The sequence below is a fragment of the Pseudomonas sp. RIT357 genome (assembly GCF_000632245.1).
Taxonomy (GTDB): domain Bacteria; phylum Pseudomonadota; class Gammaproteobacteria; order Pseudomonadales; family Pseudomonadaceae; genus Aquipseudomonas; species Aquipseudomonas sivasensis.
Genome location: NZ_JFYX01000034.1, coordinates 440,699 through 456,014, shown reverse-complemented (window position 1 = coordinate 456,014; position 15,316 = coordinate 440,699). Strand labels below are relative to the sequence as shown.

Here is a 15,316-nt window from a genome sequence, read left to right as displayed (position 1 = left end):
GTATTATCCTGTTTGGGGAATCCATGGCGTTGTTTCGGTTGGCCAGTGTGGCGCTGATCATTTGCGGGCTTATTGGCCTCAAGATCAGCACTTAGGCCGCTACCGCCATCAAGGGCTAGCCCCCTCCCCCATTTGACCGAGCTGTTGTGACGAGCGCGGTCTAATGGAGGAAGGGGCTTGCCCCCGATGAGGCCAATACATCCAGTACAGAACTACCTGACACTCCCCCGCAAAACACCAACCACCGCCTGCAACTGCTCAGGCGTCGCCGCCTCTGCATCGACAGGCTCGCCAGCTACCAACACTACCCGCGACCAGATCCGATGGAAAATCCCCTTGTTCGGATCGCGGCTGAAGAAACTTCCCCACAACCCCTGCAACGCCATCGGAATCACCGGTACCGGCGTCTCCTCCAAAATCCGCGTAACCCCACCACGAAACTCATTCATCTCGCCATCGGCGGTCAATTTGCCTTCCGGGAAGATACACACCAACTCGCCTTCCTTCAGGTACTGGGCAATTCGCGTGAAGGCCTTTTCGTAGATCTGAATATCTTCATTGCGTCCGGCAATCGGAATCGCACCAGCGGTGCGGAAGATGAAGTTGAGCACCGGCAAGCGGTAGATCTTGTAATACATGACAAAACGGATCGGACGACGCACCGAGCCGGCAATCAACAGCGCATCGACAAAGGACACGTGGTTGCACACCAGCAAGGCCGCGCCCTCATCAGGAATGGCCTCCAGGTTGCGGTGTTCCACGCGGTACATGGAATGGCTGAGCAGCCAGATCATGAAGCGCATGGTGAACTCAGGGACGATCTTGAAGATGTAGGTGTTGACCGCGATGTTGAGCAGCGACACCACCAGGAACAACTCAGGGATCGACAGCTTGACCACGCTCAGCAACAGGATCGAAACAATCGCCGACACCACCATGAACAGAGCATTGAGGATGTTGTTGGCAGCGATCACGCGCGCGCGCTCGTTTTCGGCGGTTCGTGACTGGATCAGCGCATACAGCGGCACGATATAGAAGCCGCCAAACACGCCGAGGCCAAGGATATCGATCAACACCCACCAGGCCTGGCCATAACTGAGCACCGCCAGCCAGTCATTGGCCTGCACGTTCTGCGGAAACCCGCCAGAGTGCCACCACAGCAACAGGCCGAACACCGTCAAGCCGAATGAACCGAACGGCACCAGGCCGATTTCGACCTTACGACCGGAGAGTTTTTCGCAAAGCATTGAGCCGAGGGCGATGCCCACCGAGAACACCGTGAGGATCAGGGTCACCACGGTTTCATCGCCGTACAACCATTCCTTGGCGTAGGCCGGGATCTGGGTCAGGTAGATCGCGCCGACAAACCAAAACCAGGAGTTGCCGACAATGGAGCGTGACACCGCCGGCGTCTGCCCCAGCCCCATGCGCAGAGTTGCCCAGGACTGGGTGAAAATATTCCAGTCCAGGCGCAGTTGCGGCGTAGACGCCGCTGCTCGTGGAATGCTGCGGCTGGCCAGGTAACCCAGCACCGCCACGCCGACAATCGCCACCGCCACGATCGGCGCGTAATGGGTGGACGACATCATGATCCCGGCACCAATGGTGCCGGCCAGGATCGCCAAAAACGTGCCCATTTCCACCAGGCCATTACCGCCCACCAGCTCATCTTCGTGCAGAGCCTGGGGCATGATCGAGTACTTCACGGGGCCGAAAAGCGCCGAGTGAGTGCCCATGGCAAACAGCGCCAGCAACATCAATTCCAGGTGGTTAGTCAGGAAGCCCGTGGCGCCCACGGCCATGATCACGATCTCGCCGATTTTGATCACGCGGATCAGTGCGTCCTTGTTGAATTTCTCGCCAAACTGCCCGGCCAGCGCCGAGAACAGGAAGAACGGCAGGATAAACAACAAGGCGCACAGGTTGACCCAGATCGAGCGGTCACCGTCGATGGTGAGTTTGTAGAGGATCGCCAGGATCAGCGATTGCTTGAAAATGTTGTCGTTGAAAGCGCCCAGCAACTGGGTGATGAAGAACGGCAGAAAACGCCGTGTGCGCAGCAAGGTGAATTGCGAAGGATGGCTCATCGTCGTCCGTGTTCCTGCGTGGCCTGAAGGCTTATAGGTTGTCAGGCCAAGACTTTACCTAATCCCGCTTACTTATTCGCTAGGCCTGCAATGCATGGCGAAACAAAAAGCTCACCTTTATAAGCGCCTTGCACGGTGCGCTTGGCCACGATCAACCACATTAGCGTCAATGCCATCACCAACACGCAACCAAATACACTGAAGAACCCCAGTTGCAACAGACTCGCCAGCTTTAACGTGGCCAGGGCGTACACGCCCAGCGGGAAGGTAAAGCCCCACCAGCCCAGATTGAAGGGAATGCCAGCGCGCAGGTAACGCAGGGTTATCAGTACAGCGATGAGCATCCACCACAAGCCGAAGCCCCACAGGGTGATACCAGCAACCAGGCCGAGACCATTGGCCATTTCACCCACGCCAGGCAAGCCATTGGCGGCAAAGATCGCTGGCGCATCGCCGCCCAGTAGCAACATGCCAAGGGCACCAGTGCCAATGGGGCCGAGCGCCAGCCAGCTCGACGCAGCCATGTTGGCGTGAGGCAGTTTATGCAGGGCCATGCGCAACATCAGGATGGTCAAAATGCTGAACGCCACCGGCAGGGAAAACGCCCACAACACGTAGCTGGTCACCAGCATTACCAGTTGCGAGTGAGCGTCCGCCAGGTGCGGTGCGAGCAGGCCACCGCTGGCTGCAGCGACTTCGGCGGCGACCACCGGCAACAGCCACACGGCGGTCATCTGGTCGATGCTGTGTTCTTGGCGGGTGAACATCATGAAGGGGATGAGCACACCGCAGGCCAGTGCCATCGCCACATCCAGCCACCACAGGGATTCGGCCAGCGGGATCACATCGCCACCCCAACGCGGCAGGCCAAACAGCAGCAAGCCATTGAGAATGGTCGCCAGGCCCATGGGAATGGTGCCAAAGAACATCGAGACAGTGGAGTGCCCGAAGATCCGCCGCGCCTCGTGGAAAAACATCAACCAACGCGCGGCATACAAGCCACTGAACAGGATGAACAGGCCGATGGTGAACCACCACAGCCCTCCGGCAATGGCATGCAGACCGGGCATATTTACCGGCAACTGCGCCAGCGCCAGCGCCAGTACGCCGGTGCCCATGGTCGCGGCGAACCAGTTGGGGGTGAATTGGCGAATCACTTCCCGAGGACGGGCCAGGTGACTGAAGGGCTTGTAGCTGATGGCATTCGAGCAGGTCATGATGAAAATCCTCTTCCTCGCATGAGGTTGAGACCATCATAGAACCTGATCGAATATCTATATAACGGGTAATATCTCTAACTGTTATCTACTTGGCAGATATGCAGGCCGCCTTGGACTTTGCCGAATCCTGCAGCAGCAAAGCGACCAACGCCCCGAGGGCCAGCAGAATGAGGACTGCGCCGTAACCGTCAGTGGTGGCGATCAGGCCAAAGCTGCGAATCAGGTTGCCCGCCAGCAACGAAGGCAAACAAAACGCCAAATAACTCAGCACATAGAATGCCGACATCAAGCCTGCGCGTTCATGGGGCAAGGCCAGCGGCACCACACTGCGCAATGCGCCGAGAAAGCCGGCGCCGAAGCCGCTGCCGGCGATCAACGTGGCGATAAAAAACAGCGGCAGGCTGGCGCTGTGCACTGCCGTGAGGATCAGCGCCACCCCCACAGCCAACAGCGCAGCGCCCAGGCGCAGTACCTTACTGGCCGGTCGATTGCGCAGGGTGAAGATCACCAGCGCCCCGCTCAACGTCAGCACCGCCACCAAGCCACCACCGATAAGGTTCGACGTAGAGCCTGTCGCCGCCCGCACCAGCGACGGCGCCAGGGACAAGTAAAAGCCCCCCATTGCCCACACCGCCACGTCCACCGGCAGCGAAAGCCACAACGCTCGACGCGCCTGGGGCGGCACATGCAGCGTTGGGCGCAGCGATGCCACTGCACCGGGAATGCGATCAACGGTTTCCGGCAGGCGCCATACATAAAGCGCCTGCACCAGCATCAGCGCCAGCAGCGTCCAGTAGATCAACTGCGTCGGCAGCGGCGCGAACTCCACCAGCAAACTGCTGCCCATCGCCCCGCACGCCATACCCAGCAGAGGCGCAACACTGTTGACCAGCGGGCCCTGTTGACGGTCGGTGTCGAGCAATGCCGCGCCCAGCACCGCCGTGGCCATCCCGGTGGCAAACCCTTGCACGGTACGCGCGGCAATCAGCCAGGCCACGCTGCCCTCATTGATGAACAGCAGCATCGCCAGCATATTCAGGACCAACGCAGCAAAAATCACTGGCTTGCGTCCCAGGTGGTCCGACAGCGAGCCCACGGTCAACAGCGCCGCCAAGAGGCTCAAGGCGTAAACGCCAAAGATCAACGTGAGCATGCCTGCCGAAAAATGCAGCCCCTCCTGATACAGGTGATACAACGGTGTCGGCGCGCTGGAGGCCGCGAGAAACGTCAGCAACGTGATCGCCAGGAACACCAGGCTCGAACGATGAGAAATACGGCTGGACATAGGCACGCTCCACTAAAGCTAATATTTTGCTTTTGCGGAGTGTGCTACTGACCAACGCTTAAAGCAAATTCTTTGTGTTAAGGTCATAAACATGGCGATTAAAGAAGGCCTCCGCCCGGGGGGTCGTAGTGCCCGGGTACAAGAATCCGTTCATTCGGCCGTGCGTGAGCTGCTGAAAACCCAGGAGCGCTCCAGTGTCACCGTGCCGATGATTGCCACCCGCGCAGGCGTCACGCCCTCGACCATCTACCGGCGCTGGGGCGACCTTTCCATGCTTCTGGCCGATGTGGCGCTGGCACGCATGCGGCCTGATAGCGAGCCGGCCAACACCGGGACCCTGCGCGGTGATCTGCAAGCCTGGGCCGAGCAATATCTGGATGAGATGAGTTCGGAACCGGGGCGAAACATGATGCGCGACGTGCAATGCAGCCTGACACCCGGGTATTGCGTGAGCATCTTGAGTGGGCAGCTTCAGGCGATTGTTGATCGTTATCCAGATGACAACCCGCCCTGCGTCGACCGCCTGATCAACTTGCTGGCGGCGCCGACGGTGTTTCGTATTCTGTTCTCAACCGAGCCACTGAAAGTTGAAGAACTGCACGCGCTGATCGAACTGGCACTGAAGGCCTGACACAAAACCAAATGTGAGAGGGGGCTTGCTCCCGATTGCGATGTGTCAGCTACAGATAAGCTGACTGACATAGCGCAATCGGGAGCAAGCCCCCTCTCACATTTTTTACGCGTTCGGGTCAGTACTCAGGTACGCATCCCACGCCCGCTCACCAGCAACTTCGCGCAACCGATATACAACACCACCGTCGCCACGATCATGAAAGTGATCGCCACACTGATCTTGATATCCGACACACCCAGGATGCCGTAACGGAACGCGTTGACCATATGCAGCACCGGGTTGGCCAGCGACACCGTCTGCCAGAACGGCGGCAGCAAAGTGATGGAGTAAAACACCCCGCCCAGGTAAGTCAGCGGCGTCAGCACAAAGGTCGGGATGATCGAAATATCATCGAAGTTGCGTGCGAATACGGCGTTGATGAAACCCAGCAGCGAGAAAATCGTCGCCGTCAGCACGACCACCAGAATGGTGACCCCGAGGTGATGCACTTGCAGGTGGGTGAAGAACAGCGACAGCAGCGTCACGATCACCCCGACCATCAAGCCACGCAACACACCGCCAGCGGTGTAGCCAAGCAGGATAGTGTGCGGCGACACCGGCGAGACCATCAGTTCTTCGATGGAGCGCTGGAATTTGCTGCCGAAAAAGCTTGAGACCACGTTGCCGTAGGAGTTGGTGATCACCGACATCATGATCAGGCCCGGCACGATGTACTCCATGTAAGTGAAGCCGCCCATATCACCGATCTGCCGGCCGATCAGGTTACCGAAGATCACGAAGTACAGAACCATGGTGATCGCCGGCGGCAGCAAGGTCTGCGGCCAGATTCGGGTAAAGCGCTTCACTTCGCGGTAAACGATGGTTTGCAGCGCGACGAGGTTGGGTTGCAGTTCGGAACTCATACCGCCACCTTCGTCAGATTTTTCTCCACCAGGGACACGAACAACTCCTCAAGGCGATTGGTTTTGTTACGCAGGCTCAGCACTTCGATGTTCTGGGTCGCCAGCTGCGTAAACAGCGCGGTAATGCCCATGGCTTTATCCACTTGGACTTCCAGGGTGTGGCTGTCCACCAGGCGGCTTGGGTAGCCAAGCAATTGCGGCGGCGCCGACAGATTGTTCTTCAGGTCGAGCAGGAAAGTCTCCACATGCAACTGGCCCAGCAGGTTACGCATGCTGGTGTTCTCGACGATGGTGCCGTGGTCGATGATGCCGATGTTGCGGCACAACTGTTCAGCCTCTTCCAGGTAATGGGTGGTGAGGATGATGGTGATGCCCTTCTCGTTCAGCTCGGTGAGGAAGGTCCACATCGAGCGACGCAGCTCAATGTCCACGCCGGCGGTGGGTTCATCGAGGATCAGCAGCCGCGGCTCATGCACCAGGGCGCGAGCAATCATCAGGCGACGTTTCATGCCGCCGGACAATGAACGGGACGGCACTTCGCGCTTGTCCCAAAGGCCCAACTGGGTCAGGTACTGCTCGGCGCGTTCCTTGGCAACTTTCGCCGGGATGCCGTAGTAACCGGCTTGGGTCACAACGATGTCGAAGGTTTTTTCAAACTGGTTGAAGTTGAATTCCTGGGGCACCACGCCGATGGAACGCTTGAGCGCCGCCGGGGATTTGTCCAGGTCATGGCCGAAGATATTCACCGTGCCGCTGGTTTTGTTGACCAGGGTGGAGAGGATGCCGATGGTGGTGGATTTGCCGGCACCGTTGGGGCCGAGCAAGGCGAAGAAATCACCTTCGGCAACGTCCAGATCGATACCACTCAGGGCCTGGAAACCGTTGCCGTAGGTTTTGGTTAGCTGCCGGATGGACAGAGCGGAACTCATATCGGAATACGCACCAAAGAAGGGAATAGAAAGAGTAGATGAGCGCGCAGCGCACGTAGTTCAACGGCGGCGCATGACAAGCATGGTGCTTGGCTGCGCCGCACAAGTACAGTCACCTGTATTAATAGTCAGTATTAAGTCAACGCGGTCATGACCGCTTTGCGATAGGCCGGACGCTGTTGCAGACGCTGGTACCAGGCTTCCAGATGGGGCATTGCGGGGCGTTCGATGGGCATCTCGAACCAGGCATACGCAAAGCATCCCAGGGGGATATCGCCTATGCCGAACGCGTTGCCGGACAAGTAAGGCTGCTCGGCGAGGGCTTGATCGACTGTTTTGAGCGCATCGATACACGCCTGGCGCCCGGCGTTGATACTGTCCCAGTTCTGTTTTTCCGCCGGAGTACGCAGGACACCCCAGAACACCGCTTTGAAGGGCTCAGCCAGGGTGGAGGTTGTCCAGTCCATCCACTTCTCTGCGCTTGCTCGGGCTTGCGGGTCGCTCGGGTAAAATTCCGACGCATGCTTCGCGCATAAATAACGCACGATGGTGTTGGATTCCCACAACACAAAGTCACCGTCCTGAATCATCGGCACCCGCCCATTGGGGTTCAGTGCCCGATATTGCGGGGTGTCGACCACACCAAAAGCCCCGCCCGCATCAATTGCTTCATAGTCTAGGCCGAGCTCCTCGGCGCACCATAGTGCTTTCCTGACATTTGATGAATTTTTACGACCCCAGATCTTCAGCATGACCGCGCCTTATTGTTGATGAACATGGCTATGGACGCAGCAGCATACGCCGGTTCACCCGCGGCTTAAATCGCTCTGCATATCACCCAACAGGTTTGGCATGTCTGCGGCAAACAGGTGCGGGTAGCATTTCTGAATATGGGTGAAGAACAAATGCTCGGGTACATCAGCAAATTGCCCATGGTCCACCACGTACTCCATCGAGCGTTGGCCCTGACGATTGAACGCGTGAAACACACTGTCGTTGAGCCCATCAAATTCCAGCGGCGGCACATCAAACACCGCGCACAATTGCTGATTGAACGCCGGCGTGGCTTTGACCCAGCCACCGTTCAGGTGCAGCTCGGTGTAACCGTGCATGGCGAACACATCACTCTTGAGCAACGCGAGCAGACGCGGCGTCGACAGGTGATTGCGCACATCCGCCAGGCCTATGCGCGCCGGGATACCACAGTGGCGCGCGCAGGCAGCGAGCAACGTGGCCTTGGGCACGCAGTAGCTCTCACGGGTGGCCAGGGCGTAGCTGGCATTCAAGGTGTCTGGGTCGCGGCTGAACGTGTAGGGGTTGTAGCGCACCGCCTCACGCACGGCGTAATAGAGACTGACTGCCTGGTCAGTTAAATCCGCGCGGGTTCCGCGATGTTTTTCGGCGAACTCCACCACCGCAGGGTGGTCACTATCGATGAAGCGGCTGGGACTCAGGTACGTTTCCATGAGTGTTATCTCCGAAGGGAGCCTGGAGTTTAGCGACAGGTCTGCCATAGAGATAACGACGATTCGGCCAAATGTCGGCGCCTGTAGATCGGTGCTTTGCGTACAACTCGTTACACCCTGACTGCCGCGCTTTCTCGGATGCCGACTAAGCTCCTTGGTGGTTTCGCCCCTGGTTTCACGGAGGATTGAATATGCTGTTGTTGTGGATACTGGTTCTGGTGGTCGGCATTGCCTACCTGGCACACCGCCGCACCGCGCCCCTGCCCGCCTTGGGCGTGGTCGCCGTCTACCTGCTGGCGATGGGCGCTTGGAGCCATGCACCGGGCTGGCTGCTGCTGATCTTCTGGGTGCTGATCGCCGCCGTCGCAGCGCCGTTGCTGCTGCCCGACCTGCGTCGCCAATACTTCACCAAGCCGCTGTTCAGTTGGTTCCAGAAAGTCCTGCCGCCCATGTCCGAAACCGAGCGCGATGCCATCGACGCGGGCACCGTGTGGTGGGACGGCGAGCTGTTCAGCGGTCGCCCCGATTGGGACAAGTTGCTTGCCTACCCCAAGGTCCAACTGACCGAAGAGGAACAGGCCTTTATCGACGGCCCAACCGAAGAACTCTGTGCCATGGTCAGCGACTGGGAAATCGGTCAGGCCATGGACCTGCCTCCAGCCGCCTGGGAGCACATCAAGACCCACGGTTTCTTCGCCCTGATCATTCCCAAGGAATATGGCGGCAAAGGCTTCTCCGCCTACGCCCACTCCCAGGTCGCAATGAAGCTTGCCACCCGCAGCGGCGACCTCGCCTCAACCGTGATGGTGCCCAACTCCCTCGGCCCGGCCGAGCTGCTGCTGCACTACGGTACCGACGAACAACGCAACCACTACCTGCCGCGCCTGGCTCGTGGCGATGACATTCCATGCTTTGCCCTCACCGGCCCACTGGCAGGGTCCGATGCGGGCGCCATGCCCGACACGGGCGTGATCTGCAAAGGTGAATGGGAAGGCAAGGAAACCCTCGGTCTTCGCCTGAACTGGGAAAAACGCTACATCACCCTTGGACCCGTCGCGACCTTGCTCGGGCTGGCCTTCAAGGCCCATGACCCGGACCACTTGCTGGGCGAAGAGGAAGACTTGGGCATCAGCCTGGCGTTGATTCCCACCGACACTCCTGGCGTGGAAATCGGCCGTCGTCACCTGCCCCTGGGCGCCGCGTTTATGAACGGCCCCAACTCTGGCAAAGATGTGTTTATCCCCCTGGAATTCCTCATCGGCGGCCAGGAAATGCTCGGCAAGGGCTGGATGATGCTGATGAACTGTCTGTCGGTGGGCCGTTCGATTTCCCTGCCAGCAGTCGGCACCGGCGCTGCCAAGTTCACCAGTCTGGTGACCGGCCAATACGCCCAGGTGCGCGAGCAGTTCAACGTACCGCTGTCGGCCTTCGAAGGTATCCAGGAAGCCCTGGCTCGCATCGGCGGCAACGCCTGGCTGATGGACAGCGCGCGCATGCTCACCGCCAATGCCGTCGACCTTGGGGAAAAGCCTTCGGTGCTGTCGGCGATTCTCAAGTACCACCTGACCGAACGGGGCCGCGAGTGCATCAGCCATGCCATGGATGTGCACGGCGGCAAGGGCATCATCATGGGCCCGAACAATTACCTGGGCCGTAGCTGGCAAGGCGCGCCGATCTTCATCACCGTGGAAGGCGCGAACATCCTCTCGCGCAACCTGATGATCTTTGGCCAGGGCGCCATCCGCTGCCATCCGTTCGTACTCAAGGAAATGGCCCTGGCCGGCCGCGAAGATCACGACCAGGCGTTAAAGGAATTCGACGGCCTGCTGATGCAGCATATCGGTTTTGCCGTGAGCAACGCCGCCAGCACCCTGGTACTGAACCTCGGTATTGGCCGCTTTGAGAAAGCGCCGGGCAACCGCTTGAGTCAGGGTTATTTCCGTGCGCTGAACCGCCAAGCTGCGGCGTTCGCCCTGCTAGCGGACTTGAGCATGATGCTGCTGGGTGGCGAATTGAAACGCCGCGAACGCCTGTCGGCACGCCTGGGGGATGTACTGAGCCATATGTACCTGGCCTCGGCGGCGCTCAAGCGTTATCACGACCTGGATTCACCGGACCACCTGGAACCGCTGTTCGCCTGGGCCATGGAAGAAAGCCTCGGCGAGTCGGAACGCGCGCTGGATGAGTTGCTGAGCAACTTCCCAAACAAGGTGCTCGGATGCCTCTTGCGGGTGATCGTATTCCCGTTCGGCCGTCGCCACACGGGGCCGTCCGATGCACTGGATGCCGAAGTGGCCGCAGTGATAGGCCGCGCCAAAGGCGATCCAACCCTGGAAGAATTGCTGGCCGGCTGCTATCGCCCGCAATCGGCGGACGATCCGGTAGGCGCCCTGCAACATGCCTACGACCTGCTGGGTGCCAGCCATCCGCTGCAGAAAAAACTCCACACTGCGCTCAAAAGCGGCCAGGTCAAACCGAGCGCCGGCGAGCATGCCATCGACGCAGCACTGCACGCCGGGGTGCTGCAACCGGCCGAAGCACAGACCCTGCGTGACGCCGAGGCAGCACGACGCAAGGTGATCGACGTGGATGATTTCAGCAAGGAAGAGTTGACCCAGGCTGAGGGTAAAGTCCGCTGAGTCGAGCGGTCATATAAATACGGGCGCGAGAGCTATATACTCTCGCGCCCGTTTTTGCTTTAGAGGACTTATCTCGTGTCCAACGTCGTTGCCGATCATCTCGTCTTGCTCGACCACCTGCGCAGCATCCTGGTTGCCGTCGGCGAAGCCGAACAGGTGCCCGAGGAAAGCCACACCCTATTCCTGGAGCGCTTCGACGAATTGCGCGCGCTGCTGCCCATCGACCCGATCGAAAGCCAGTACCTGGGGCAGGACTTGATGAGCCAGGTCATCCTGCGCTACCCGCAAATTGCCCACCTCGTACCACGCGATCTGCTGTGGTTCTTCGGCGGCGACTGCCTGCACTTCATGCCCGACGAAGAACTGGACCTTTACCAAGCCTTGGAAGAACGTCGCTTTGAGGCCGAACAGAACGACGAACCGTTCGACTGGAACCAGGAAAAACAGTTGCTGGCCATGCCCCAGGATCAGAGCAAGCACTGATCAGCCAACCACACCAGAGGGCCGACGCAACGTCGGCTCCTTCGCCATACACTCCACCAAATAATCAATGAACACCCGCAGCTTAGGCGGCAGGTAGCGCGTGGGCGAATGCAGCAGCCACGCCTCGCCATGGTAGGACGCAATAAAATCCCACCCCGGCAGCACCTGCACCAACCGCCCCTCCTCCAATGCATGACGCGCTGTAAAGTACGGCAAGCTGCCAATCCCCACATGCTGCAGCACCGCATCCAGCCGCACGCCGGTGTGGTTAGCGGCATAACGCCCACGCACGCTGACGGTCACCGCCCTACCACCCTGGCGAAACTTCCAGCGCGAGTCGCCCGGGGTTTCGCCAAGGTAGATACAGCTGTGCTCCAACAAGTCGTGGGGATGCTCCGGTGTACCGTGCTCGGCCAAATACTGCGGCGTAGCGCAAAGCAAATGTTCAATCGGCAATAGCTGGCGCCCCACCAGGCCCGGCGGCGGGCTGTCGGTGATGCGAATGCTCAGATCAACATTGTCATCGATCATGTCCACCTGCCGGTCTTCCAGTATCAATTGCACATCCACCTTGGGATATCGCCGCAGGAACTCGGGCATATGCGGATGCACCACAAACCGCCCGACCGCCTTGGGCACACTGACACGCACCAGGCCCTCAGCCTCATGGGTGAATTGACCGCTGATTTCCATCACCGAGCGCGCAGCGCTGACCATCTCCTGGCAGCGCTTGAATACCTCTTCACCCCCGTCGCTCAGGCGCAGTTTTCGCGTGGTACGTTGCAGTAACCGGGTAGCCAGGGCTTTTTCCAGGCGCGAAATACTGCGACTCACCGCTGACGGCGAGACACTCAGTTGCCGTGCCGCTTCGGAGAAGCTGCCGGTCTCTACCACCTTGACGAAAATCGCCATTTCACCCAGCAGCGGTAACGGAAGATTGATGCTCATGACGCACAGGTCCATTGATAATTGAGCGGATTATCACCTAATCCGGCAGCATTTATACTGCCCGCAGAACCCTGATGCGGATGTAGAAAATGACCGAGCGCCTGTTTTTCACCCATGACCACCTCACCGCAGAGCTTGAAGTGCTGGGTTGCACGCCCTTTGAGGACCAGTTTGCGGTCATTTTGCAGTCGACGATTTTTCATCCCCAAGGCGGCGGCCAGCCGTCCGACACCGGTTGGCTGGGTGAAGCCCGGGTACTGCGCGTCACTCAGGAGGTTGATCGCGTGGTGCACTATCTCAACCAACCTGTGCCACTGGGCGCCATCAATGCGCGGGTCGATGAACCACGCCGCGCCCTGCACACGCGCCTGCATTCCGCCGGGCATTTGATCGGCAACGCCGGCGAAACCCTGGGCTGGATGCCAATCAAGGCCCACCACTGGCCGGGCGAAGGCAAGATCACCTTTATCCGTGGCGAAACCGCGCAAGCCATCGACGCCGAAACCCTCCAGCAGCAGATCAACCAATGGATCGCCGCAGACTACCCACGCCATATGACCCTGGACGAAGGCATCCGCGAAGTAGGTTTCGGTGAGTTGCCCACGTACGCTTGCGGTGGCACCCATGTGCAAACACTGGGCGAGCTGGGTGAGGTGACGATCCTTGCCTTGTCGGAAAAAAAGGGCGCGCTGTCGGTACGTTACAGCCTTGACTGAACCGCAATCGCTCTCGCCGAGCACAATGAGCTGCGCGGCCTCTAAAACGCAGGTCACGACGTTGCGAAATAAGCATTCAAGGGGGCTATCGAGTTTTTAGATAAGCCTTCTTACGGCCTCCCCGGCACACCTTTGCAGTGTTAGTGTGTGGAAATGTTTCTGACACATTGATCAGAAATCTCCTACTTTCCCTTTGCAAAGGAATGCCTTTAGCCATGCACTTCCCTCTCAAACATTTGGCGGCTGCGACCCTGTTCGCGGCGAGCCTTTCGGTGATGAGCACTCCCGCCTTTGCCAATATCACCCCGCAGCAAAGCACGGCAATTCTGAAGAGCTTCAACGAAACTTCGGTCACCGACTTTCGTGGTTTCCTCAGCACACTAGCCAAGGGAGACCTGGGCAAAACGGCGGATGTAGGCCCTGCAATCAGCGTCTTCCTCGACAACCAGACCCTGACCGCCGACCAGCAGAACGAGATCCATCGCTTGCTGGGTATTTACACCCGAGTTAAATACGGAAAAGCCGCCCTAGAAACTCTGCGCGAACTGGTGGAAATCCCAACCTTCAACGTAGACGGTGTTCCGCAATACAAGAATCCGGAATTCACCCGGATTGCCGACAAGCTACAGGCCCTGGCCAAGACCTTTGACCTGAACTTCCGTAACGTCGACAACCGCGTGTACGAAATTTCCCTGGCAGGCAGCGGCGACGAAGTGGTGGGCATCCACGCCCACGCCGACGTGGTGCCGGTAACCCCGGAAAACTGGGTACTGAAAGACGGCACCAAGCTTGATCCGTTCAAGGTCACGCTGATCGGCGACCGCATGTATGGCCGTGGTACCGAGGATGATAAAAACGGCATCGTGGTGGCTATGTATGCCATGAAAGTGATCAAGGAAGAAAAGCTGCCGCTGGCGCGCAATTTCAAACTGCTGGTGGATACCACCGAGGAGACCTCCGGAGACGCGATCCCTTACTACTTCGAACGCAACCCGACACCGCAATACAACCTTGCGCTGGATGGCGGCTATCCGGTGGTGATTGCCGAAAAAGGTTATGGCACCGTCATGGCCACCTTCCCCCGCCGCAAAGGGGAAGGCAAAGGCGCAGAAATCATCGCAATGACCGGCGGCATGGCCACCAACCAGATTCCATCGGCGTCGGTGGCCACGTTTATCAGCGACAACCCTAAGGAATTAGCAGCCAGCCTCCAAAAGGCCGGCACGGAATACGTCAAGCGCAACGGTGGCGATTTTGAGGTGAGCGCCAAGGTCAACGGCAAGGACGTCAAGCTGACTGTCACCGGCGTGTCGGCGCACTCCTCCGAGCCGGAGTCCGGCATCAACCCGGTCGCGCGCATGCTGGAGCTGATTCACAGCGTCGACGGCAAGATCGCTCTCAAGCACAACCACATCACCGACGCTGCGCGGTATGCGTCCGACAATTGGGGCCTGGATTACTTGGGTGGCAAATTGGGCGTGGGTTTTGCGGATGATTTCATGGGCCCGCTGACCACCTCACCGACCTTTGTCGGGCTGGATGAAAAGGCTTTCAAGCTGGCAGTCAACCTCCGGGTGCCGAAGGGTAAATCCCCGGAGCAGCTCAAGGCCGAGATCGCCGAAAAGTTGAGCGCCTGGGACAAGAAAACCAAGGTCAACGTGGACTTCACCTACTCGGTGGCCGAGCCGATGTTCCGCAACCCGGAAGGTGAATGGGTGAAGGCCTTACTCGCGGTAGCCAGCGAAAACCTGGGCATGGAACACAAGTTCGGCACCTCGGCTGGAGCGACCTCCGTGCACGAGTTGCCCAACGGTGTGCAATTTGGCCTGGCGCGACCGGAAGTGAAGTACACCGGGCATACCGACAATGAGTTCAAGACGGTCGACCAGTTCTTGCTGGATCTGCAGATCGTCACCGAAATGATGGGGCGTATCGGACAGCTGCCCAAGCTCTGATAGCGGCTGAAGCGCTCCCCAACAACAAACGCCGATCATTGCTGATCGGCGT

General features: G+C 59.0%; 13 protein-coding genes and 1 pseudogene. 6 read left to right on the top strand and 8 right to left on the bottom strand.

What is annotated here, in order from left to right; all coding sequences use genetic code 11:
• Positions 1–95: pseudogene (locus BW43_RS0127690) on the top strand (QacE family quaternary ammonium compound efflux SMR transporter); the annotation flags it as partial.
• 117 nt (positions 96–212) lie between these two features.
• Here BW43_RS0127690 and BW43_RS07740 read toward each other — a convergent pair.
• The 3 genes from BW43_RS07740 to BW43_RS07750 form a co-directional block, all read right to left on the bottom strand.
• Positions 213–2,087 carry an MFS transporter gene (locus BW43_RS07740; RefSeq protein ID WP_032889250.1) on the bottom strand — a complete coding sequence of 625 codons (1,875 nt, stop codon included), beginning with the start codon at positions 2,085–2,087 and terminating at the stop codon, positions 213–215.
• Between the two features lie 68 nt (positions 2,088–2,155).
• A complete protein-coding gene (locus tag BW43_RS07745) occupies positions 2,156–3,304 on the bottom strand; it encodes a TDT family transporter (protein WP_032889249.1) in 1,149 nt (382 codons plus the stop codon).
• 88 nt (positions 3,305–3,392) lie between these two features.
• Positions 3,393–4,592 carry an MFS transporter gene (locus BW43_RS07750; protein ID WP_032889247.1) on the bottom strand — a complete coding sequence of 400 codons (1,200 nt, stop codon included), beginning with the start codon at positions 4,590–4,592 and terminating at the stop codon, positions 3,393–3,395.
• A gap of 91 nt (positions 4,593–4,683) precedes the next feature.
• On the opposite strand from BW43_RS07750, the gene BW43_RS07755 reads away from it, so the two are divergent.
• Positions 4,684–5,223 (top strand): TetR/AcrR family transcriptional regulator, encoded by a 540-nt coding sequence (locus tag BW43_RS07755; protein WP_032889245.1) that lies wholly within the window; start codon positions 4,684–4,686, stop codon positions 5,221–5,223.
• Positions 5,224–5,348: 125 nt separating this feature from the next.
• Here the strand turns inward: BW43_RS07755 and BW43_RS07760 are convergent, their stop codons facing one another.
• The 4 genes from BW43_RS07760 to BW43_RS07775 form a co-directional block, all read right to left on the bottom strand.
• Positions 5,349–6,128 carry an ABC transporter permease gene (locus BW43_RS07760; protein ID WP_032889243.1) on the bottom strand — a complete coding sequence of 260 codons (780 nt, stop codon included), beginning with the start codon at positions 6,126–6,128 and terminating at the stop codon, positions 5,349–5,351.
• A complete protein-coding gene (locus BW43_RS07765; RefSeq protein WP_032889241.1) occupies positions 6,125–7,057 on the bottom strand; it encodes an ABC transporter ATP-binding protein in 933 nt (310 codons plus the stop codon). Before BW43_RS07765 ends, BW43_RS07760 begins: the two co-directional genes overlap by 4 nt.
• Before the next feature lie 134 nt (positions 7,058–7,191).
• Positions 7,192–7,809, bottom strand: coding sequence for a glutathione S-transferase family protein (locus tag BW43_RS07770; RefSeq protein ID WP_032889239.1), 618 nt, complete (start codon positions 7,807–7,809; stop codon positions 7,192–7,194).
• Positions 7,810–7,863: 54 nt separating this feature from the next.
• On the bottom strand, positions 7,864–8,523 hold the full coding sequence (locus BW43_RS07775; protein WP_032889237.1) for a transglutaminase family protein: 660 nt from the start codon (positions 8,521–8,523) through the stop codon (positions 7,864–7,866).
• 191 nt (positions 8,524–8,714) lie between these two features.
• Here BW43_RS07775 and BW43_RS07780 point away from each other — a divergent pair, with 191 nt between their 5' ends.
• Positions 8,715–11,162 (top strand): acyl-CoA dehydrogenase, encoded by a 2,448-nt coding sequence (locus BW43_RS07780; protein WP_032889235.1) that lies wholly within the window; start codon positions 8,715–8,717, stop codon positions 11,160–11,162.
• Positions 11,163–11,237: 75 nt separating this feature from the next.
• Entirely contained in the window at positions 11,238–11,645 is a 408-nt protein-coding gene (locus tag BW43_RS07785) for a PA2817 family protein (RefSeq protein WP_010567536.1), read from the top strand.
• Here BW43_RS07785 and BW43_RS07790 read toward each other — a convergent pair whose 3' ends face one another.
• Positions 11,646–12,593 carry a LysR family transcriptional regulator gene (locus BW43_RS07790; RefSeq protein WP_032889233.1) on the bottom strand — a complete coding sequence of 316 codons (948 nt, stop codon included), beginning with the start codon at positions 12,591–12,593 and terminating at the stop codon, positions 11,646–11,648. It abuts the gene before it with no gap.
• A gap of 89 nt (positions 12,594–12,682) precedes the next feature.
• Between BW43_RS07790 and BW43_RS07795 the strand changes: the two genes are divergently transcribed.
• Positions 12,683–13,309: a serine-tRNA(Ala) deacylase AlaX gene (locus tag BW43_RS07795; RefSeq protein ID WP_032889231.1), complete on the top strand. Its 627-nt coding sequence runs from the start codon at positions 12,683–12,685 to the stop codon at positions 13,307–13,309.
• Positions 13,310–13,524: 215 nt separating this feature from the next.
• Complete coding sequence (locus tag BW43_RS07800; RefSeq protein ID WP_032889228.1) at positions 13,525–15,264, top strand: dipeptidase; 1,740 nt, start codon at positions 13,525–13,527, stop codon at positions 15,262–15,264.
• Positions 15,265–15,316 lie beyond the last annotated feature (52 nt).